This window comes from Enterococcus sp. AAFC-DPL-5146, from assembly GCF_058216635.1.
On sequence record NZ_CM177103.1, the window covers coordinates 672376 to 695155 of the forward strand.

Sequence of the window (22780 nt, forward strand, 5' to 3'; positions counted from 1 at the left end):
GCAGGAGTATGGCTTTATTTAAAAAGAAAAACTACATTCGAATTAATCCGAATCGCTCAGGCGACCAATCTTCTGTAAAAAAACCTGCTGTTCCTGATAACATGTGGGCAAAATGTCCTTGTTGCAAACGTACACTTTATACAAAAGATATGGGGGCAGAAAAAGTTTGTCCGTATTGTGGTTATAGTTTTAGAGTTGGTGCTTGGGAACGCCTCGCACTGACGGTGGACGAGAAGAGTTTTGAAGAATGGGATACAGATATAGTTACGAAAGATCCATTAGATTTTCCAGATTATCTGGATAAAATCGCTAAAATGCAAGAAAAAACAGAATTGCATGAAGCCGTGTTGACTGGAAAAGCTAAAATTAATGGTCAAGATATCGGTATTGGTGTGATGGATGCTAACTTTATTATGGGGAGTATGGGAACGGTTGTTGGTGAGAAAATCACTCGTTTATTTGAGCGAGCAACAGAACAGCACTTGCCTGTGATTATTTTTACTGCATCAGGAGGAGCTAGAATGCAGGAAGGGATTTTTTCTCTAATGCAGATGGCTAAAATCTCTGGTGCGCTTAAACGTCATAGTAAAGCTGGTTTGCTTTATGTAACAGTATTAACTGATCCAACAACTGGTGGTGTTACTGCAAGTTTTGCAATGGATGGTGATGTTATTTTAGCAGAACCGCAAAGTTTGATTGGTTTTGCTGGACGTCGAGTGATTGAACAAACGATTCGCCAAGAATTACCAGATGATTTCCAAAAAGCTGAGTTTTTACTGGATCATGGTTTTGTGGATAAAATTGTTCCTAGAAATCAGTTACGGGAAACACTTAGTAAATTAGTAAAGATTCATACTATGAAAGGGTGGGAATAGATATGGAAAAAACAGCCAATGATATTGTCACTCTCGCTAGGGCACAGGATCGATATACTACTTTGGAATATATAGATGCTATATTTGATAATTTTATGGAGTTTCATGGGGATCGTTATTTTGGGGATGATTTAGCGATTGTTGGCGGTATTGCAACGTTAGAAGATAAACCTGTGACTGTTGTAGGTATTCAAAAAGGGCGTAACTTGCCTGAAAATATTGAACGTAATTTTGGAGCTCCTCATCCTGAAGGGTATCGTAAAGCCTTACGTTTGATGAAGCAGGCGGAAAAATTTGGTCGTCCAGTTATTACATTTATCAATACAGCAGGTGCTTATTGCGGGATTGAAGCGGAAGAACGCGGTGAGGGAGAAGCAATTGCTAGAAATCTGCTGGAAATGTCTGACTTACGTGTACCGATTATTGCAATTATTATTGGTGAAGGCGGAAGCGGTGGTGCATTAGCACTTGCAGTAGCAGATGAAGTTTGGATGTTGGAGCATACTATTTATGCTGTGCTCTCACCAGAAGGATTTGCCTCGATATTGTGGAAAGATGGTAGTCGTGCAAAAGAAGCCGCTGAATTAATGAAAATAACTGCAACAGAATTAAAAGAGCTGACGATTATTGATCGGGTAATTCCAGAAGAAATGAATGGCGAAGTTTTAGAACAACCTAAAATCAATCGAATGATTCAAAAAGCACTTGTCAGTCAGTTGTCTGAACTCTCAAAGTTGGACACTGAAAAGTTATTAGACGAACGTTATCAGAGATTCCGAAAATTTTAAAGCTAGTTAAAATAAATATAGAATAAATGGAAATAGAGAACAGGCAGAGCTTTGCTTCGTTCCTATTTTTTTTCCTAAATAAAATAAAGAATTAAGTAGAACTATGGAAATCTTTATATATTTATAAAGATAATAAAAAAGATATGTCCAAAAATACAACAAAACTAAAGTGAGAAAAGTTATAAATTTCATACATTTCTGAACGTTTAAACTACTGTTACAAAGAGTTCATAGCTCTTTTTTTTTAGAGTATATTTGTTACTATAGGTAGTGAGTTTGGTGCGATTATCCAAACTTTAATAAATTAATTGGAGGAAGTAAGATATGAAAAAAATGGCTATTTTAGGAAGTTTAATGGGAGTATTATTGTTTGGTGCTGTTAGCGAATCGACATCTGCGGAAGCGACAACTGTAAAACAATCAACGAAAAGTGAAGTAGTTTTTCCTGAGTCTGATATTTCTGGATTTAAGAAAGAAGACATTCAGCAGACTCATGCATTGAAAAACTATAAAGGTGATTTAATAATTTTGACTTCCATCAATCCAAATGGAAAGTATGAATTGAGGATTGGTGAAGTAGATTTAAATGGTACGGGAGTTCACAACGTACAGCCAGTAACACTAAATAAGATTGCCCCTGAACTTTTCTTGATTAATGTATCAAAAACATTAGATGAAAGTGCTTTTATCATGTTTTATGTAGAAAAATCAAATCCTAATGTTGCAGTGGATTATTTCTTTGTTAATGGAAGTGATATTAAATAGTTAAAGAAAATCGTAAATTTAATTGATTTTTATACTTAAAGATGACTGTCGTAAGAAAGTTGGGCTGTATAGTTTTTTAGCAGGATTGATTAAAACTATCTGACTATTGTTAAACCTTTAAGTCTCCAAATTTACGATCAATATTACTATAATTTTAAATAAGAAAATAGAGGAGAAGGTTATCAATAGATGATTTTCTTCTCTATTTTTGTCTTTTTTTAAGTTCTTAATTCAGCGGAAAAAGTCTTTAGTCCTGATTATAAGTGCTAAACAAATAAATAGATGAAATTTTATCAAAAATAGCGTATAATCAAGAAGCAAATAATACATTGGAGGACTTTTTAGTGCTCCTATTTTGTTAGTAAGGAGAAAACATGTTTTTAAAATTTAAACCAACTTGGATGGTGGATGCAATTTATAAAATTACACCTACCCAATTAAAAAAATTAGGAATCAAAGCTGTGTTGACCGATTTGGACAATACCTTGATTGCTTGGGATAATCCAGATGGGACCGAGGAATTATTGACATGGATTTTGGAGATGAAAAACGCCGGAATCCCAGTTATAGTCGTTTCAAATAATAAATCTAGCCGTATTAAACGTGCAGTAGAAAAATTTGATTTAGAGTATGTGTCTAGAGCTTTAAAACCATCAACTAGAGGCTTTAGAGAAGCTGAAAAGAAACTAAATATGAAACCAGAAGAATTGGTAATGGTGGGAGATCAGATCATGACCGACATTCGTGGAGCGAATGCTGCTGGAATCAGAAATATTTTAGTTCGTCCAATTATCGATACAGATGGATGGAACACAAGAATTAATCGTTTTTTTGAACGGAAAATTATGAAACATTTAGCGAAGAAGCATCCAGATATGATATGGAAAGGCGGACTAGAATGAGTGAGAATGAAGTAATTCATTGTATAGGCTGTGGCGCGGTTATTCAAACGGAGCAACCCAATGAGCTAGGCTATACACCAAAAGCTGCTTTTGAAAGAGGTATGGAGACAGGAGAAGTTTATTGCCAACGCTGTTTTCGTTTAAGACATTACAATGATATTCAAGACGTCCATTTAACAGATGATGATTTTTTACGTTTATTGAATGAACTAGGTCGTGAGGATGCTTTAATCGTAAATGTTATTGATATTTTTGATTTTAATGGGTCACTGATTCCTGGTCTACATCGTTTTATTGGGGATAATCCTGTTTTAATGGTGGGAAATAAAGTCGATATTCTGCCGAAATCATTAAAGAAACCAAAAATGATTCAGTGGATGAGAGAGCGTGCTCATGAAGAAGGTTTGCGCCCAGTTGATGTTTTGCTGACAAGTGCTAAGAAGCCTCAGGAAATGGAAAACTTACTTGAGACAATTGAAAAATATCGTGAAGGTAAGGATGTTTATGTTGTTGGAGTGACAAATGTTGGTAAATCAACATTAATCAATCAAATCATTAAACAGACAGCTGGTGTTCAAGATGTTATTACAACCTCTCAGTTTCCAGGAACGACACTTGATAAAATAGAAATTCCATTAGATGACGGTCATTTCTTGATTGATACGCCTGGTATTATTCATCGTCACCAGATGGCCCATTATCTTGGTAAAAAAGACTTGAAGATTATTGCACCGCAAAAGGAAATTAAACCAAAAGTTTATCAGTTGAATCCAGAACAAACGCTGTTTTTAGGTGGTTTAGCTCGTTTTGATTTTATTCAAGGAGAACGTAGTTCGTTTATTGCCTATGTTTCAAATGATTTATCTATTCATCGGACCAAATTAGCGACAGCAGATGCATTTTATGAAAAACATGTTGGTGGTTTATTACAACCGCCTCGTCCAGATGAAGTAGCAGAGTTTCCAGAATTAGTTCGGTTTGAATTTTCAATCAAAGAAAAAACGGACATTGTGTTTGCAGGACTTGGATGGATCACTATAACTGAGCCTTGTGTAGTTGCTGGTTGGGCACCTAAAGGCGTGGATGTATTAAGAAGGAAAGCCTTGATTTAATTACAAGTGAGAATAGAGAGAAGGAAAAATTAGTGGATTTAAGAGGAAAACAAAAGCGTTTTTTACGTAGTCAAGCTCACCATTTACAACCGATTTTTCAAATTGGTAAAGGCGGCTTAAACTCTGCCATGATCGTACAGATCAATGAAGCATTGGAAAAACGTGAATTAATCAAAGTTACTTTACTACAAAATACCGATGAAATTGCTGAAGACGTAGCTAGTGCGTTGAAAACAGATATCCATTGTGATATTGTTCAAATTATCGGTCGTGTATTAGTTTTATTCAAACCATCATCTAACGAAAAGTATCAAAAAATCTCTAAAGAAGTTAAAGCAATTTAAAACTTGGAGGTAAGGAAAATGGGGACAAATACGAATGCAGCACTAAAAGCAGAAGTAATTGTAGAAGAAGCAGAGCTTTTTCAAAAGCGTAAACAGGTAGGAATTTTAGGCGGGAATTTTAATCCGGTTCATTTGGCTCATTTAGTGATTGCCGACCAGGTACAGCAGCAACTTGGCTTGGACAAAGTCTATTTGATGCCTACTTATTTGCCGCCTCATGTAGATGAAAAAAAAACCATCAATAGTAAAGATCGTTTAGCAATGCTTGAATTAGCAATTGCAGGTAATCGGAATTTAGCTGTGGAACCAATTGAATTATTCCGTAAAGGTAAAAGTTATACGTACGATACGATGAAAGCACTAACTCAAAATAATCCAGATACAGATTATTATTTTATCATCGGCGGAGACATGGTAGAATACTTACCAAAGTGGTACAAAGTCGATGAGTTACTTACTTTAACCAATTTTGTTGGTATTCGTCGTCCAAATTACGGAACGGTTACACCTTATCCAATTATTTGGGTAGATGTTCCGCAAATGGACATTAGTTCAACGTTAATTCGGGAAAAAACAAAAAATGGTTGTTCTACTCGCTATTTACTGCCTGATAGTGTGATACACTATATAGAAGAAAAGGGGCTGTATGTGGATGGACTTTAGCGGAAAATATACATCGTTTAAACGAGAAGAATTGATGCAGGAAGTCCAGATGCATATGAGTGAACGACGATTTGTCCATGTGCTAGGTGTAGAAGAAACGGCGATAGCACTTGCTGCGAGATATGGTGCATCAGAAGAAAAAGCAAGCATTGCGGCATTGACCCATGATTATGCTAAAGAGCGGCCTGATGAAGAATTTGAGTTCATCATCAAGCGAGATGGCTATGATCCGGACTTACTGAATTATGGTAATGCAATTTGGCATGGTCTTGTTGGTGCCAGTATGGTTCAAAGAGAACTTGGCATAGAAGATGAAGAAATTTTAGAAGCGATTCGTCTGCATACCACTGGTGCTGCAAAAATGAGTTTGCTTGATAAAATTATTTATGTTGCTGATTATATCGAACCAGGTAGAAATTTTCCAGGAGTCAAAGAAGCACGAGAACTTGCATTAGTTGATTTAGATGAAGCAGTTGCATACGAAACAAAACATACACTGCAACATTTGATTGAGCAAGAACAAAAAATTTATCCCAAAACAATTGAGACATATAATTATTGGGTAATTAAGAAAAGAGGAAACGATCATAGATAGTCAACAGATTTTAGAAATTGCTGTAAAAGCAGCGGATTCCAAACGAGCAGAAGAAATTGTCGCTTTAGATGTGCATGAAATATCACTTTTAGCAGATTACTTTATGATTTGCCAAGCAACTAGTGAACGTCAAATCAATGCCATCGTGGAAGAAATTATTGAAAAAGAAGAAGAAGCAAACGTAGAAGTGAAACGCATTGAAGGAAAAGACGCAGGCAAATGGGTATTGATCGATTTAGGTGATATCATTGTCCACGTATTCCAGTCATCTGAGCGTTCATTCTACAACTTAGAAAAACTTTGGTCAGATGCTCCAATGGTCGATTTACATGCCTGGGTCGAGTAATATGGCTTACGAAACATTTGCTTTTGTTTATGATGAAGTAATGGATGATAGTTTGTATGATCAATGGCTAAAATTTTCAAAACGTCATTTACCAGAAGGGAAAAAAGATGTTTTAGAAATGGCTTGTGGTACTGGCGCTTTAGCTGTAAATTTTGCAAAAGCGGGATTTACTGTTACAGCTTTAGATTTATCAGAAGAAATGCTGATGATGGCTAGCAAGCGAGCGGCTGAAGAGGATGTTCATGTTCAATTTGTCCAAGGAAATATGATGGATTTGTCTGAAATGGGACAATATCATGCGATTACTTGTTTTTCTGATTCACTTTGTTATATGGCAAATCGTCAGGAAGTGCAGCAAGTATTTGATGATGTTTATCAAGCACTAGAAGATGACGGTGTTTTTATCTTTGATGTTCATTCAATCTATCAAATAGACAAAGTATTTCCAGAGTATAGTTATCATTATCAAACAGAAGAATTTGCTTTTTTGTGGGATAGCTATCCTGGTGAAAAAGAGCATAGTATTGAGCATTTTTTGACTTTTTTTGTGAAGGAACAGGAAAGTGATGAAGTATTTATTCGTCAAGATGAATTACATCAAGAACGAACTTATACAATGGAAAACTATTTAATGATGCTTGAAAGTGCTGGTTTTATGGATGTAAAAGTTTATGCAGATTTTACGGATGAAGCCCCTACTGAAAAAAGTAATCGCTGGTTTTTCGTTTGTAAAAAATAGTAAAAAAAAGTGAGTGGAGCGAAACTATTTAGAGTTTATGCCACTCATTTTTATTTTGTTTTGATAATAAAATAAAAATGGTATGATAGATGATAATAGAAATGTTTCAGACAAGGAGAATATATATGAAAAGCTGCGGCATTATTGTCGAATATAATCCTTTCCATAATGGACATCAATATCACGCTAAAATGGCTCGTGAAATGAGTGGAGCAGATGTTGTAATTGCTGTAATGAGCGGGAATTTTTTGCAAAGAGGAGAGCCAGCAATTATTGATAAATGGATACGTGCTAAGGAAGCTTTGAATCATGGGGTAGATTTGGTGATTGAACTACCATTTGCCTATGCGGTTCAATCCGCTGATTATTTTGCTAAAGGCGGAATCAAGTTGCTTCATGCAATGCAATGTGATTCATTATGTTTTGGCACCGATAATCAAGGGGGTATGTCCTATGAAAAATTCGGTTCTTACGTTAAGGAAAATCAGCCAGAAATTAATCAAGCTTATCAGAAAATCAAAAACAATGGAATGAGTTATCCACAGCAAATGACTGAAGTTTTTCGTCAAATATATCCAGAAACTACTTTAGATTTTTCTTCGCCAAACCATATTCTAGGGTTGAGTTACGCTAAAGAGAATGCTATCTATGATAAACCAATGACAATATATCCTTTAAAAAGAGAGCAAGCAGGTTATCATGATCTAAAAATACATAAAGAATTCGCTAGTGCTACTGCAATAAGGAAAGCTGTTTTTTCAGGGAAAATGGATCAAACTAAACAGGTGCTACCTGAACAAGTGACTGCAGATTTAATGAATTCACCAACAGTATCATGGGAAGACTATTGGCCCTTATTAAAATATAAATTAATCAGTAGTTCAATAACTGAGTTGCAGGAGATTTATCAAATGAAAGAAGGCATCGAATATCGTCTACAAGAAGCTGCCAAAATATCAGACTCTTTCCTAACATTTATGGAACAAGCGAAAACAAAACGGTATACTTGGACACGTCTGCAGCGACTGGCAACTTATATTTTAAATAATGTGAAACAAGAAGAAATAGAGAAATTTTGGAATCACAGTCATCTACAAATTTTGGGTTTTACTGAACAAGGACAACAGTTTTTACGAGAGAAGAAAAAGTCGATTGAACTCCCGCTGATCACAAAAATATCGAAGAGCATAAATACTCAATTAGCCTTAGATATTCGCAGCAATCAAATCTATCAGTTAGGAAATAAAGATATTTTAGAACAAAGTTTTGGGCGATTTCCGATTCGAGTACCTTAAAAGCAAAAAACACTTAACAAAAATGCATTTGCCAAGTATAATGAGAAAGGCACTATAAACAAAAATAATAATGAATGAAAGCGAAGTGAGAATATGGGTCGTAAGTGGGCAAATATTAAAGAGAAAAAAGCTGCCAAAGACGCAAATAACAGCCGAGTTTATGCAAAATTTGGAATTGAAATTTACGTAGCAGCGAAATCGGGTGATCCTGACCCTCAAGCAAATCAAAAATTAAGATTTGTTATCGAGCGCGCAAAAACATATAATGTACCAAAACATATCATTGATCGAGCGATTGAAAAAGCAAAAGGTTCTGGCGATGAACAATATTCAGAACTACGTTATGAAGGATTTGGACCAAATGGATCAATGGTAATTGTTGATGCATTGACTAATAACGTAAACCGTACAGCTTCTGATGTTCGTGCTGCTTTTGGTAAAAATGGTGGGAACATGGGAGTTAGTGGAGCGGTAGCTTATATGTTCGATCATACAGGGGTTATCGGTTTTGCTGGCGATGATGCAGATGATACTCTTGAATATTTAATGGAAAAAGACATTGATGTTCGTGATGTTACTGAAGAAGAGGGACAAATCATTGTTTATACAGAACCCGAAGACTTACATGCAGTTCAAGAAGCGCTGAAAGAAAAAGGCATTGAAGAATTTTCAGTAGCCGAGTTAGAAATGATTGCTCAAAATGACGTTGAGTTAGACGGCGAAGATTTAGAGAAATTTGAAAAAATGATCGATGTTTTAGAAGAGCTTGATGATGTTCAAAAAGTGTATCATAACGTTGATTTAGGTGAATAAGTAAGTTTGAGAACCCTTTATGTTAAGGGTTCTTTTTTTATCTATAAAACCTTCCGATTCGGTTATTAATTAAGCACATATTTGCGCCTATAGTCCTATTGATAACACATTTTATTATTTGTACTTGAGAGAAAAATAGAACCATAGATTCAAAAGTTCTTCGAGGTTGATATAAATATCTAAAAGTAATATAATTATTATAGGTTATTTTTTTAATAATTATAAAATAATTACATTATGCTAAGCGAATATTTGGAGTAGAAGTATCGATAACTTAGAAGGTAGTAACAGTTATTTGTAAGAGAATCAGGAGTGATTGAATAGGATGGCTATTTAGATTTAATATAGACTAATTAAGTGTGGGAATAAAAAAACCCTTCATACACACACTATATGAAGGGAAACACAATATGAAAAAACTAAGAACAAATGTATAATAGCATTTTTTTTGTAAATTCTCAAATATTTCGGTTTATATATAAAATTTTGAGAATTTCAATCGGACAGTTACGAATAAGAAAGTGGTTAAGGGATGAATAACTTAAAAGATTCCGATTTTATGTTTCTGTTTCTATAGATTAATTTTATTCGTTTGTTATCTATAATGTATAATATATTTTACTTTTTTTTGTCTAGATGATCATTTGGTCATTGTATTGTTATCATAGTAGGAAGTATCTATTTATCAGTATAAAAGTTCAGCTTCATTGGATAGTTATTTATATAAAGGGTTGTTGTTATTAAAATGAAGAAGAGTGAGTAAATAAAAAGAACGGTAGAGCGTTATTCTTGTATTGATTTACTATTAGAACTTTATTCTTATCTGTATGATATTATTTTTTTTCAATTTTTTTATAAAAAGTGTAAAAAAGTGAAAAATATATTCGGTTGATATAGTGTAAAATGATATTCGTGCGAATAGGTCTATTTTCGAAAATACATTCATTGTGTGGCTCAAAGCTAGAAGTAATTACATATATTAGATAATGAGTGTTAGTTTGAGAATGTGCATTTTATTTGCCAAGTACATTTATTTGTCTTGCTTTTTTGTTAAGCAATAAGTTTGTAGGAGGTGTTTGGGTGAATGAATAAGCAACTTTTTTTTAAACAAGTAGGAGTGGCAATTCTTCTGTTTATGTTAGTGGTTGTGTTGGGTGCATGCCAAAGTAAAAAAAATAAGTCAGAGGAAGTAACAACAATAGAAACTACGATTGAGACGAAATCTAATGCAGCTACGATTATCGTCGAAGATTCGTCAAATTAAAAGTAGCAGGAAAGAAGGATATATGAGTTGGAGCAAAAACAAAATTATAAATTAATAGAAAAAATAGCAACTTGGTTTATGTTACTAATTTTAGTATCTCAAGTGATTACTTCTGGTTTATTTGGAGTGATCGCACACGCTGAATCGTCAGTCGGTGATTTACAATTAATAGATGAACAAGGTGCACCAGTTAATAACCTTACTTTGGAAAAAGGTGAAGTAAAAGTTATTGGTGTAAAAACAACGAATAAAGAGGATAGTTCTGTTCAGGTAAATCTTGGAGGCTTACATTTAAAACAAGATCAAACCAATGAAAAAAATTCAGGCAATCCAGTTTCTATCGCTTATAGTGAAGAAGCATCGAATGTAATTGCCAATTGGCAGACAAACACACCTGCTGTGACACAAGAGAAGTCGGCAGAAGAAGAGGCAACTACAGAAAACAGCCAGATCAAACCGATAATTGAAGATCCAGTAACTCAGTTTGTAAATAATCAAGCATGGTTAGTAGTAGAAGGAACTGAAGCAGGAACTTATCAAGTTCAGGCAAGTTCATCTAGATCAATTGGTGTTGGGATGTCGGAGCCGCTTGTGGTTACGGTGAAAGAAAAAGAGTTGGAATCTGATGACGGAATAACTGAAGAATTAACAGGAAACAAACTAGTAAAAGAACGTAAGGAATTAGAAAAAAACACAGCATCTTCACGTAGAAATACTAAAGCTGTTTCTAATGTAACCTCTCAAGTATGGGATTTAAGTACAAATAATTGGGTAACAAGTAACAAAATTACTGATTTCAGACAATATAATTATGGAATAAAATATAATATTCAGTTGACGGTTAATGAGGAAGAAGCGAAAGATGAAATACTGATTAATCCAAATATGATTAATCCTACAAATAATGTTGGGTGGGCTAAGGTAATTGAATCTTCTGTCTCTGGGAAGGATTCTGAAGGTTCTCCTGCCAATGTTGAATGGGATGAATGGAGTGGTGTAGTTTTAACACCTAACGGGACAGGTACCTATCAAGTATCTTTTGTTGTAGAATTCTCAGAGGATATAGATGCTTTTAAAGGGTTGGAGGTTGAAGGTTCATTTAATGAGTTTACGTTAACATTGGATAGTGGAAATCAAATACAAGAAGTTAAAACTAAGGCTGTTTTTCCTCAACCATATTATCTCATTTTTAAAGACAGTAAGAATCCATCTTCACCAATTATTCAAAAAAAGATTCAATTTAAGCTAATTCGTAAATCGGATGGAACTACTCAGACATATACTACAGAGGGAGACACGGGAAATCCTGATAGATCGTTCGGTACTTGGATTAATATTATTGATGGCGATTATGATGTTGAGGTTGAGAAAATAGAAGATGATATGTACCTTCCCAAAATGGATGCCGTAGTGGGATCTATAAATAAATTTACTCCAAATTGGACTGGCTTACTAATAACAATTAACTTAGTAAGGGTAGAACCTGCAATCAAAACTAAAATAAGTTTTGATAAGGAAAATGATAACTATTATTACGACATCGTAAAATCAACGCAAGAAATATCTAACGACATTGAAAAAAATGGAACTGATCCTATTCGATTTGTTTTTCGTTCCGAAAATACTGGAACAAATATGTTACCTCAAGGTGATGTGAAAATATATAGGGTTTCTAATGGTTCTGAAATAGATGTTGTAACAGTTCCTTGGAATCAGGTCTGGAAGCCCGGAAAAGATATTAGTGGCGCAGATATTTATAAATTATCATACGAGTATGAATTATCCAGTCCGTTACTAAATGGTGAGAAAATATTTATGGAGACTGACTGGAAATTACTTGAAAAAGATCCTGAAAAGGCGATAATTACTAGTAATTATCAACTTAGTGTAACGATTCGAGGTTTTGATAAGAATAATGTTGGATCCAATCAAGATGGAATTACAGCAACGACAAATGCTTATGCACGAACGGTCATTGAGTCAGGAGCTAAGAAAGAGGTATTCAAAGAAGGAAAAGATATTGATGGACAAACTTTAGTTGTTGGAGATACGATTACTTATAGAATGACGTTGCAGGCTGTTTCTGGTGAAGAAACTGCTCAATTGAAAGTCGGACAATGGTTTGAAGATCAACTGCCGGAAGGATTCAGTTGGAATCAAAATGATCTCATTGTGACAATGACTACATCCACTGGAAAAAAAGTACTCAGGAAGTCCAATTATAGTCTGAGTAGTTCTGGATTATTAAGTATTGATATGAATAAAATAACGTTTACTCCAAATAATCTACTTTACATTTCCAGAGATAATCCAGAGGCTAGTAAACTAAGTTTTGAAATTACAGGTAAAGTAATCAATTTAGCTAGTGGTATACTTGAAAATCAAGCAACATTTAACACACAAAGAAGAACAGATGATTTTAAAGTAAACAGTTGGGAACAAGATCCCCCTACGAAAACAAATAAAGTATCTAATACAGTCGAACCTGAAGTGAAACTAGAAAAACACGTTTATGCTGAAGATCCACGCATAAAAGCCAATCAAGAAGACGCAAAAGTATTATACGCAGATAAATCATTCTTCTATTCAATCGATGCAAATTTAACACCAGAATCTGGTGCTATGTATAATGGTGTGATTGAAGATACCATACCAGAAAAATTAGCGATTCAAGGGACCTATCTTGTAATCAATGACGAAAAGGTCGATATACCTGAAGAGGCTCTTGAAGTTGTCGGTCAAAATATCAAGCTTGATTTTTCTAAAATTCCTGAACTAAATCCAATGATAAACACTCAGAAAGTACGGTTAATTATTGAAGTTAAGGCTGATACTTCTCTAGTGAATACTGGTATAGATACAATAAATGAAGCAGATATCAAAGGAACAGATAAACAAGGATCAGCCCCGACTGATGATAATGCTCAAGTAGGTGTACGTTTCGTTTATCCACCAGGGGATTTATCAATTGAAAAAAGTGTCGGAACAACAGTAAATAACGAGTTTGTACCGCTAAAAGATAAAAGTCCAGTAAAAGTTGGAGATAGAATCACATATAAATTGGTTGTAGAAAATACTAAAGAAGTTGGAACCATTGTCAGAGCTGTCCATGCTAAAGACGATGTACCAAAGGGTTTAGAAATAGTATCTGATTCAATCAAGGTAAAAGTCATTAAAGGCACTCAGGAAGAGTTAAGTACAGGAACTAATCTAGGCAGTGGGCAAAGTATCGATGTATTAATTGGTGATTTGATGGGGAAAGAAAAAGCTGAGGTTACATTCGACGTAATTGTAACGAAAGATGCTTCCGGAGAGTTAAAAAATATCGCCTCTGCATCTGGAAAAATCGACGAAGTCCCAAATGGTCCAGACATTGATAAAGATGCAGATCAAAATCCATCTACAGAGTTAGGAATTGTACCAAATCCTAAGTTGACGAAAACAGTTAGTCAGAAAAAAGCATACAAAGGTCAAAGACTTACGTATACAATTGTTGCGACTAATGAAAATGGTGCAGCAATCATCAATGGGAAAATCAGTGATGCTCTTCCGGATGAAGTAACTTATGTTTCTGGTACAACAGCGGTTGACAAAGAAGCAATCGATGATACGTTGTTTGGTTGGGCAAATGATAAACGTTCCTTTGAATACAGTGGACTAACTATCGACGCTAAAAAAACAATTACCATTACATTTGATGTAGAAGTAATAACAGATGAAATAAAAACAACTATTTTAAATACAGCCAAACTTAATGGTGACTATCAAGTTAATAAAGATAACACAGAAGCGATTAAAGAATTACCAGCTTCAGACGACTTTGAAACTGTTCGACAAAATGGGGAGTTAACAATTAAAAAAGAAGTTTCTCAAAATTCAGTGGATCAGCATAACAAAGTAGTAAAAGTCGGCGATATTATTGAATATAAGCTCATTGTTGAAAATACTACAAAAAATCCTTCAATCATTCACAATGTTGAGGTGACAGATACGATTCCTGTAGGGTTAGTCTATCAAGATAAGTCGTTGAAAGTTAATGGGAAAGAGCCCGCTGAAGGAAGTAAAGTGGAGAAGAATTCATTGTTGGTAATTATCGGTGATATTACCGAAGAAACAAAACCAATAGAAATTACTTTTAATGTCAAAGTAACAAACGAAGCTTTAGCAGTTACTAAAAATATGGCAATGGGGTTAGGAGAAACATTGGAAGATCCAACTGATCCTAATTCAGAGATAATTCCACAGACGCCTATCTCAAATGAAGTTATTGTACACAAACAACCTGATCCGCTCATTAAAAAAGAAATTCTGGATCCATCGAATGGAAAAGTGTTCAATGGTGACGAAATCACTTATCAAATCAGCATCGCTAATGGAACCATAAAAAATAAAGAGACCCTTGGCGATTTGATTAATGCTAACGTGACAGATGAATTAGACGCTGATCTTAAATATGTTCCTGAATCAACAACTGTTGGGGGAACTAAAATTTCCGATGCTGGGGTATGGACCAATAATAAGAACTTCTCGTATACATTTGATGAAGTCATACCAGCTGGTGAATCAAGAGTGATTACATTCAGAGTAACAGTAAGCGAACAAGCAAAAGGGAAAATCAATAATAGCGCCACAGTTATCGGATCAGACCAAGACAAAAACGAACTACCAAAAGTTGATGACAACATTGATGTTTCTGTATATCCTAAACCAGGAAAACTGGGAATCGATAAATTAGTTTTTGACAAAGATAATAAGGATATAAAAGACGGAATTGTCACTAAAGATAGTATTGTCACATATCAACTAGTTATTAAAAATACGGTAGCTGGTACTTCTGAAGTACTCAATGCAACAATCGAAGATAAAATACCAGTAGGATTAGAGTATCAAAAAGATAGTTTACGTGTTGTAGAAAAACCAGCCACTGTTACAGTCAAGGAATTAACAGTATCCAATTCACCTGATACAGTGAAAGCTGTTGTAGATAAGCTGTCAGGCGAAGAAAAAGTTATTATAGAGTTTAAAGCAAAAGTAACTGCAGAATCTGGATCTGAAATTACAAACAAAGGAGTTGCTAACGGACAAGTAACACAAACTCCAGGTGGCGAACCAACTAACTTGGATCCAGTTGATAATACCGTGATTGTCCACAAGGCACCAGATCCAAAAATCACGAAAAAAGTAATCGAACCTGCAAGCAAAGAAGTAATCAACGGTAGTCAAGTAACATATGAATTAGTGATTACAAATGGCGATACAAACACAGGAGAATTATTGAATGGTAAAGTAACAGACGTATTGCCAGACGGATTGAAATATGTTTCAGGGACGACTAAAATCAATGGTCAAAAAGCTACACCAGAACAAGAAAATAGTTGGTCAGCAGATCATAAAACCTTTGAATATAACCTGCCATCACCTTATCAAGGCGGAACTGAAACCAAAATTACCTTTACCGTTGAGGTAACAACAGGTGACAAACCAGAAGATATCGGCAAAAAAATTACTAATGAGGCAAGTGTCACTGGTGAGGATAAAGAAGGAAAAACTTATACACCAGATAAAGGCACCGATGTAATTACGCCGATTCGCAAAGATGGGAAGCTATCCATAAAAAAATCTGTTTTCAAAGATGACAAGAATATTCATGATAAAGTGGTTGCCGTCAATGACATTATCGAATATAAGCTCGTTGTAGAAAATACAGAAAAACTACCATCAGAAGTCCATAAAGTAATAGTGACTGACAACATCCCTGTTGGCTTAGAATATCAAAGTGGGACGTTAGAAATCAAAGGTGCAGATGCTTCGGCTAAAGGACAAGTTACAGGTAATGTTTTAACGGCAGAGTTAAATACGTTAACAGAAGGTCAAACGGTAACAATCAGTTTCAAAGTAAAAGTAACAGAAAAAGCTAAAGGTGTAATAGATAATGTTGCGTTAGCTACAGGGAACGTTACACCAGTTGACGGTAGTTCATCAGTTGAGGTTAAAAGTGATGATGATGTAACAGTTAATAGAACGCCAGATCCAAAAATTGAAAAATCAATTGTTACTCCAACGAATAACATTGTAACAAAAGGGGATCAAATAAAATATCGTCTAGTCGTAACAAACGGAGATAAGAATACAGGGGTATTGAAAAATGGAACAGTTACGGATACATTAGTATCCGGACTAAAACACGTAGCAAATACCACTACAATGAATGGTCAATTGGTTGATGAGTCTAGTTGGACAGCAGAAACCTTAACGGTCGATTTACCAACTTCTTATGAAGGTGGAAGCGACGCAATAACTATTGAATTTATAGCTGTTGTACAGACGGATGAGTTAGGAAGCATTTCAAATACAGCTAAAGTTTCTGGGCAAGATATTACTGATACAGGTAATTATGATGCTTCAGATGATGTGGATATTAAAGTAGTTCCAAAAGCAGGAGAGTTAAATTTAAAGAAAACTGTTGCTAAGGATGATAAAGATGTTCATGATAAAATCATCCGTGTAGGAGATATTGTCACGTATACGGTTGTTGTTGAAAACCCAGTAACTGATCCTTCCGCAGTCAGAGAAGTAATCCTTAAAGACGTGATCCCAGAAGGATTAGACTATCAACCAACAACGCTAAAAGTAAATAACGAGCTAAAATCAGATAGTCATATAACGGGTCAAAATTTAACAATCAATCTTGGTACATTGAAAGAAAAAGAGAAAGTAACGGTAACTTTTGATGTAAAAGTAACAGCGGCAGCAAAAGGTAAAATTACAAATATTGCCACTGTATCAGGTACAGTGACACCTCCTGGACAAGAGGACTTAACGTTACCAGAGCTTACAGAAAAAGTAGAAAATAGTAAAATTCCAGAACCAAATATTCAAAAAACAGTAATTAATGGTTCTAACAAAGAAGTAACTGATCCAAAAGTCATTAAAGGACAAGAAGTCACGTACCAACTAGTTGTTACTAATGGAACGGAAACAACAGGTATTTTATACGATGGAGTTGTGACAGATACCTTAGATTCAGACTTAGAGTATGTTGCTGGAACAACCAAGGTAAATGGTGAAAAAGTAACAGATGAAGTTGCTGGATGGTCAGGAAATGAATTAAATTATCACTTACCAAAAGAATTCGCTGGTGGAGAGAAACTTATCATTACATTTACTGTTAAAGTAACAAGGTCTGAATTAGGTTCAATTACTAATACTGGCTATATAACAGGGAAAGATAGTGAAAAATCTCCAGATACTGATTATGATCGTTCTGATCCAGTCGATATTGAAGTGATTCGTGGAACGGCTGATCCAACAATTTCAAAAGAAGTTTGGTCAGAAGATGAGAGTCAAGAACTGAATAATCAAGTGGTTAAACCAGGAAGTACCATTCAATACAAATTAATTGTTGAAAACAAAAATCAAGAACCATCAGAAATCAGGAATACAATCGTTACAGATATTATTCCAGCAGGTTTGACCTATGTAAAAGGAACATTGACATTGGACAATACACTTGTCAGTGATGGGAATATTGTTGGACAACAGCTAACTCTTGATGTAGGAACTCTTATAGAGGGACAGAAAAAGGTTGTTAGTTTCAATGTGATTGTCACTGATGACGCTAAAGGTGTTAGTAAAAATATTGCATATGTCGCTGGAAAAACAACAGATACGACAGGCTCAGACAAAGAAATACCAAAAATCCCTTCAAACCCAGTAAACATTCATAAACCAGCCGACCCAGAGATTAAAAAATCAATTGTAGGTGCGACAGAAGTGACTGTTGGTAGTGATATCGTTTATCAACTTGAAGTAAGTAATGGTACAACTGAAAACGGAGCATTTTTAGAAGGAGTAGTATCAGATGAACTTCCAGAAGGGTTAGTTTACAAAGCTAAAACAACTAAAGTAGACAAAAAACCAGTAAATGATGAACAGATTTGGAATGGGAATACCTTAAGCTACCATTTGTCTTCGGAATTCAAAGGTGGAGAACTAACAATTATTGAATTTACTGCTACGGTAAATAAATTAGGAGCGATCAATAACACGGCGTTTGTAAGAGGAACAGATTTTAGTAAATCTTCTTATGATGAACAAGGGACGGCACTTGTCTCGGTCGTGGCAAAACCAGACCCTTCAATTGAAAAAAGTGTTAAGAAGCTGAACGATAAAGATTTTACTTCAGTATCTGACACAATCGAAGTCAAAGCAAATGATCATTTAATTTATAGGTTAGTTGTGAAAAACGGAACGACAGATTCTGGCACTTTATTTAATGCAAAAGTAGAGGATAAATTACCAGCAGGTTTAACCTATGTGCCGAATTCAACAACGATTAATGGTAATACAGTATCATCCGATTCTGAACATTGGAAAGATAATACTTTCACCTATGTTCAATCAAGTATGGCACCGGGAGAAGTTTGGGACATTCAATTTGAAGTGAAAGTAAACGAAATAACGAGTGCTCAACAGATAAAAAATATTGCAACACTTAGCGGAAAAGATATAGGAACAAAGGAATATAATGGTCAGTCTGATGTTTCTGTAGTAGTTAAAGTTGACTCACCGATTGAAGATCCAAGTAATGATTCAATAGAAGAGCTTATAGATACACCTATTGGACAAATGCTGCCAAATACGTCAACCAAATCTAAATCTAAAAGTGCTGCAAGGAGCTTTCCTAACACAGGGGAACTTAAAGATCAGCTCTCTTGGTTAGGGTATATGTTGATTATTAATTTATCTATACTTTATCTTTTTAAAAGAAAAGAGAAAAATGATCGAGTGTTGTAAGGTGAATTATTTTATTAGATAAAAAATATTATAGGAAAAACACACAATTCTCAAATTGGATTGTGTGTTTTCTTTTATTTGTAATTGAATCATTAAGTACATTACTATCCAATTGGTATAGAATATATATGGAAAAGAAATAGCTAAAAAACAGACTTATTTTAGGTTCAATAGTAAAAGGTTTATTTTGAAAATATTTTGTAAAATCAAATGACAGCTATCAATTTTTTTTGCTTTATAAAACGATTGCAAATATTTTACTTTATTATAACCACAGTATAGAATTGATGTAACAATACACAGAAATACACCTTTTTTAGTTTGTAATATTTTTTAAATTATATATATTTATTATTTTGGAATAAGTGTTGGATATAGGGGGGATCATAGTTGAAGGGAAAATGGCTGTTTGTATGTTTAGTAGTATTAATGATAAGTGTACTTAAGATTGATGACTATCAAGCTTTTGCAGAAGAGGAGATAGTGGAGCAACAAGCTGTGACTATGGATGTTCCTCAGCCACGTTTGGTTACTGCTGGAACAGGTACACTCAGTGGAACTTATGCAACTGGAGGTTCTGGACAATCTATTATTACAATGACGTATACGTATGCGCCAGCATTAGATCTCTCCTTAGGCGGGAAGCCAATGATTGTACTTCAATTACCCGCAGAAATAGCGAATCAAATTAATGGCAGTACAGCAAAACAACAAACGTTTTTATCTTTACTTAACGGGACAGTAACACTTCCCAACGGGCTGATTGGAAATAAATCCTATGATATTCATGATACTGCTCATGAAATTATACTAGCATATAGTAGTGCATATAATTCAGTGTATGTAACCTTTCCTTCAAATTTCGCAAGTTTGTTAGGACTTAGCCGCTGGGCAGTTACTTTCAATTTTGATGTCTCGGCATTGTATTTGAATGGAATAACGATTCCGCCAGCAAGTAATGGTCTGAACTATCCTATCAAAGGAACATTTGGTTCATCAACGGATGGATTGAATATTATAAACTTGGTTTTGGGTAATGTTTCCCAGTCTGGTTTCATTAATATGCCTTCAATGTCTATTGGTACGGGGGTACCCAATGTCACCGCTCCAGTTATAAACAGCCCATTACTAAATTTACAGACAACTGTGAGTGGGACAATTCAGCAAACACAAAATAGTAGTTATAATTATAGTGTTCAATTAACGATAACTCATTCTGATGGGACGCCGTCACCTATCGTTGTTAGCGGGATACCAGTTGATAGCTCTGGCAACTTTAGTACAGTTTTAGCATCGGCTTTGCAGTATGGTGATACTGTTTCAGCACTTGTTATCGCTCAGTCGAAGACCACTAGTAATTATATTCAAAGTCTGCCTTCTATATCGCAATCAGTCAATTGGCCCATACAAGCAGTAACATCTATTTCAGCGATGGGAGGAGCCACTCAGCTTTCAGGAACAGCAGCGCAAACCAATGCTGGAACATACCAAGTAACGCTACAAGTAAATGGAGGAACAATATATACAACGCCTTTAAATGCAAATGGTAGTTTCCAGTTTTCAAATTTGCCGATGTTTACAGGAGGAGAAACAGTTACTTTACTCGTTCAGGGATTAAGTAATCGAACTGGATCTGTTTTGGTAACGAGTAACAGCTATACCAGAATGATTCCTTATTTAACACCGAATATTTCTGTTGTAGCAACAATTGAGAGGCTGAATGCTCAAGGAAATTGGGAGGCAGCACCTTCTGTTGTTACTGGGCAAACTATTCGATATACATTGACAACAACCTTAACTAACCAACCGACAACTTGGGGAAATCAGTCATTAAAAGCATACATTCCAAATGGTTTGACACAGTTAAGTGGGGTAACTTTGATTCGAAAATCAAGTTCAGGGACACAAACCCCTGTCCTTGGAACACAACTTTTAACAGATTCTAATACAAATACGCAATATTGGTATTATCAAAATACACTTTCCACAAATAATTTTACGCAACCTAACACTAGTTTTAGTCTGCAATATACAGGTGTGGTTGCTCAAAATATGACTGGTCAGTCATTAGCTTTTTCTAATGTAATTGGAGGGACTGATGGTGGAGGGACAGCTATTACGCCACAAAATAGTTCAAGTTCAGTGCCAGTTGGAGATGGGACCTTACACTTTGTTCAATCGCCTAACAAAATCTCATTTAAAAATATTTTGGTACCAGCGCAGACCACAACGTATAGTCCTAGTGGAGTAGATACATCTTTGATTATTGCTGATGGCCGTGTCAGCAAAAGTCAATGGCATTTATATGTTAGAGAAAACCAAGCAATGCAATCCACCACTACAAATAAAAAGATTGATCAAGCGTTTGTTTATCGAATAAATGGACAAGATAATACGATTAACACATTTGCCTCACAAGTCTATACCTATACTTCTCCCGATAACAACAATGTAGTTATTTCATGGAATCAGCAAAACGGTGTATTTTTAAAACTTAGTCCTAGTGTGAATATTAATGTAAACGAATCTTACACAGCACAATTACAGTGGATTTTATCGGATGCTCCATTATAACTTAGCTTTAGCTTCTAAAAAAATGAGAAGTTAAAATAAAAAAAGAAAGAAGGAAGTAAAATGAAGAAGATTTTAGGTTCTTTATCTGCAGCAACTGTAATTATTGCATTTGTTTTTGTTGGCGGAACTATTGGGGAAGCTGTTAGCGTGGGCTCTTTGAACTCTAATGCTGACATCACATTTTCTCAAGATACAACAATAACATCACCAGTCAATCCGCTTGATCCCACTGAGCCAGTTTCACCTAATCCAGATGATCCTCATCAACAAGGAACAGGTGGAGCCTTGAGTTTGGATTATATATCTAATTTTCACTTTGGGACTAAAGTGATTCAAACCGATGATGTGACATACTATGCTCAAATGGACCAAGTTAAAAATTCACTTTCAACATTGATTAGCGTCCCTAACTATGTACAAGTAACAGATAAACGTGGGTTAAACCTTGGCTGGAAACTAACAGTGAAGCAAAATGGTCAGTTTCAAACAGCTGATACAACACCTTCTGTGTTAACTAATGCTCAGATGAGTTTTGTAGCGGCAACACCAAATTCTACTGAATTGATCTCACTTGCACCAACAACTCTACCTGTGACTTTAGATCCTACAGGAACAGCTTCTTCACCTGTAGCTACAGCTCTTGTGTCTACAGGGATGGGGACATGGACACTAGCTTTTGGATCAGGAGCTGGGGCTGCTCAAGGTGTTCAATTGACTGTACCAAATGCAACTACAAAAGTAGCAAATAATCAATACAAAACTACGCTTACGTGGACTTTGAATGATAGTCCATTATAAAAGATAAGCAGATTGAACTTTTTATTTAATAACAAGTAATTATAATTTATTGACTGGAAAGAGCCTAATTTAATAGTGCTCTTTTCAGTGTAAATAGGATAAAAATGAGTT

Annotated in this window: 16 protein-coding genes; all 16 read left to right on the forward strand. The window is 35.1% G+C overall.

What is annotated here, in order from left to right:
* The first annotated feature begins 8 nt into the window (after positions 1 to 8).
* The 16 genes from accD (at position 9) to AC4BB2_RS03150 (ending at position 22669) form a co-directional block, all read left to right on the forward strand.
* On the forward strand, positions 9 to 875 hold the full coding sequence (accD, locus tag AC4BB2_RS03075) for an acetyl-CoA carboxylase, carboxyltransferase subunit beta (RefSeq protein ID WP_490473977.1): 867 nt from the start codon (positions 9 to 11) through the stop codon (positions 873 to 875).
* Positions 876 to 877: 2 nt separating this feature from the next.
* The gene (locus tag AC4BB2_RS03080; protein WP_490473978.1) at positions 878 to 1663 is read left to right on the forward strand and encodes an acetyl-CoA carboxylase carboxyl transferase subunit alpha; all 786 of its coding nucleotides are present in this window, start codon (positions 878 to 880) and stop codon (positions 1661 to 1663) included.
* A 324-nt stretch (positions 1664 to 1987) separates the two neighbouring features.
* The gene (locus AC4BB2_RS03085) at positions 1988 to 2428 is read left to right on the forward strand and encodes a hypothetical protein (RefSeq protein WP_490473979.1); all 441 of its coding nucleotides are present in this window, start codon (positions 1988 to 1990) and stop codon (positions 2426 to 2428) included.
* Between the two features lie 374 nt (positions 2429 to 2802).
* Positions 2803 to 3330, forward strand: coding sequence for a YqeG family HAD IIIA-type phosphatase (locus AC4BB2_RS03090; protein ID WP_490473980.1), 528 nt, complete (start codon positions 2803 to 2805; stop codon positions 3328 to 3330).
* Positions 3327 to 4442, forward strand: a complete 1116-nt coding sequence (yqeH, locus tag AC4BB2_RS03095; RefSeq protein ID WP_490473981.1) for a ribosome biogenesis GTPase YqeH — start codon at positions 3327 to 3329, stop codon at positions 4440 to 4442. The genes AC4BB2_RS03090 and yqeH overlap by 4 nt, the downstream gene beginning before the upstream one ends.
* 32 nt (positions 4443 to 4474) lie before the next feature.
* Positions 4475 to 4786: a ribosome assembly RNA-binding protein YhbY gene (yhbY, locus tag AC4BB2_RS03100; protein WP_490473982.1), complete on the forward strand. Its 312-nt coding sequence runs from the start codon at positions 4475 to 4477 to the stop codon at positions 4784 to 4786.
* An 18-nt stretch (positions 4787 to 4804) separates the two neighbouring features.
* Complete coding sequence (locus AC4BB2_RS03105; protein WP_490473983.1) at positions 4805 to 5449, forward strand: nicotinate-nucleotide adenylyltransferase; 645 nt, start codon at positions 4805 to 4807, stop codon at positions 5447 to 5449.
* Positions 5433 to 6044 (forward strand): bis(5'-nucleosyl)-tetraphosphatase (symmetrical) YqeK, encoded by a 612-nt coding sequence (gene yqeK, locus AC4BB2_RS03110; RefSeq protein ID WP_490473984.1) that lies wholly within the window; start codon positions 5433 to 5435, stop codon positions 6042 to 6044. Before AC4BB2_RS03105 ends, yqeK begins: the two co-directional genes overlap by 17 nt.
* Positions 6045 to 6051: 7 nt before the next feature.
* The gene (rsfS, locus tag AC4BB2_RS03115; RefSeq protein ID WP_490474661.1) at positions 6052 to 6390 is read left to right on the forward strand and encodes a ribosome silencing factor; all 339 of its coding nucleotides are present in this window, start codon (positions 6052 to 6054) and stop codon (positions 6388 to 6390) included.
* A 1-nt stretch (position 6391) separates the two neighbouring features.
* The gene (locus tag AC4BB2_RS03120; protein ID WP_490473985.1) at positions 6392 to 7129 is read left to right on the forward strand and encodes a class I SAM-dependent DNA methyltransferase; all 738 of its coding nucleotides are present in this window, start codon (positions 6392 to 6394) and stop codon (positions 7127 to 7129) included.
* Between the two features lie 125 nt (positions 7130 to 7254).
* Entirely contained in the window at positions 7255 to 8424 is a 1170-nt protein-coding gene (locus AC4BB2_RS03125; protein WP_490473986.1) for a nucleotidyltransferase, read from the forward strand.
* A 93-nt stretch (positions 8425 to 8517) separates the two neighbouring features.
* Positions 8518 to 9237, forward strand: coding sequence for a YebC/PmpR family DNA-binding transcriptional regulator (locus tag AC4BB2_RS03130; RefSeq protein WP_490473987.1), 720 nt, complete (start codon positions 8518 to 8520; stop codon positions 9235 to 9237).
* Positions 9238 to 10321: 1084 nt separating this feature from the next.
* A complete protein-coding gene (locus tag AC4BB2_RS03135) occupies positions 10322 to 10501 on the forward strand; it encodes a hypothetical protein (RefSeq protein WP_490473988.1) in 180 nt (59 codons plus the stop codon).
* 27 nt (positions 10502 to 10528) lie between these two features.
* Complete coding sequence (locus AC4BB2_RS03140; protein ID WP_490473989.1) at positions 10529 to 19297, forward strand: isopeptide-forming domain-containing fimbrial protein; 8769 nt, start codon at positions 10529 to 10531, stop codon at positions 19295 to 19297.
* Positions 19298 to 19687: 390 nt separating this feature from the next.
* Entirely contained in the window at positions 19688 to 21871 is a 2184-nt protein-coding gene (locus AC4BB2_RS03145) for a hypothetical protein (protein ID WP_490473990.1), read from the forward strand.
* 60 nt (positions 21872 to 21931) lie between these two features.
* Positions 21932 to 22669 carry a WxL domain-containing protein gene (locus AC4BB2_RS03150; protein WP_490473991.1) on the forward strand — a complete coding sequence of 246 codons (738 nt, stop codon included), beginning with the start codon at positions 21932 to 21934 and terminating at the stop codon, positions 22667 to 22669.
* Positions 22670 to 22780 lie beyond the last annotated feature (111 nt).